Raw genomic sequence first — 999 nt, 5'->3', positions numbered from 1 at the left:
CGGATTTATGCGGCTGGGTATCGTCTAATCGCCCAGCCGGGTCTTCCCGGGATTACTCTGGCAACGAAGCAGTCCACGGGAGGCATTTATTTATGCCCGTGTGGCGGTCAATCCGCTGACAGAAGGGTCGGTCACAGTCCAAGGCGGCGTGACGGCGTCGAACCCGCGGCGCACATTGGCACCCAGGCTCTTGAAGCCACCGGACATCAGGGGCCGCCGTTCACGTGCAGGTGTCGCTGCCCTTCCAAGCGCGGCAAATGTGGCAATAATAAGGACGACGAAAAGCAGAGTCATCATCATGATCAGCAGCCTCCTTTCAGGCGTGTCGTTTGTGCTGACACTGACTACTGTGCATGGTTAAAGTTTTTAGCACAAGCAAATTTTGGTGCAGATATAGTTTAGAAATTCTACATTGTCGGGCTTCGCCGATCCAGTTTAGATGCCCTCGGATTTACCGCGCCGCCAGTACCCCATGAAGGCCACCCTTTTACGGTCGACGCCGAGATCCCGCACCAGGTACCGGCGCAGCTCCTTGACCGTTCCGGCCTCGCCCGCGATCCACGCGTAGAAGTTCGAGGACTCGGCGTGCTCGTTCGGCCCCGCCTGGGCCGACGGGACCGACGCAGCCCGCTGTGCCGCCGTCGTCGGGGTATCCCAGAGAATCACTTCATCGATGTCGACATCCTCGGGTTCTTCGCCTCTGTGATGCATTCCAGCGGTGCTGAGCAGCCCGCGCCCGCCGCGGACAGCGGCGTCCAGAGCTTCACCATGGGGACGGCCATTTCGGGCCAGCCAGGTAATTTCGACGCCGGAAGCGGTATCGATATCGACGAAATCCCCTGCATCCGGCACCTCCACGTAAGCGTTGCCGGTGAAGTCGGCCGGGAGCGATTCGAGGATGCAGCTGATCGCGGGCAGGGCGGTTTCGTCGCCGGCGAGCAGGACACGGCGGGTGTGCGGATGCAGCTCGTCAACGTAACCCGCAGCCTCGCCCCGCGC

The 999-nt window shown here is 61.3% G+C and carries 2 protein-coding genes; both read right to left on the bottom strand.

Annotated elements, in window-relative coordinates:
* Positions 1-90 precede the first annotated feature (90 nt).
* Complete coding sequence (locus Y707_RS0121585) at positions 91-300, bottom strand: hypothetical protein (RefSeq protein ID WP_026536578.1); 210 nt, start codon at positions 298-300, stop codon at positions 91-93.
* A gap of 135 nt (positions 301-435) precedes the next feature.
* Positions 436-999, bottom strand: a 564-nt coding sequence (locus Y707_RS28415; RefSeq protein WP_162150266.1) for a siderophore-interacting protein, incomplete at its 5' end; no start/stop codon positions are given.

This window comes from Arthrobacter sp. H14 (assembly GCF_000520495.1).
GTDB lineage: Bacteria > Actinomycetota > Actinomycetes > Actinomycetales > Micrococcaceae > Arthrobacter_C.
Note: the sequence above shows the minus strand (reverse complement) of the source record. Positions and strands in the feature narration are given on the sequence as shown.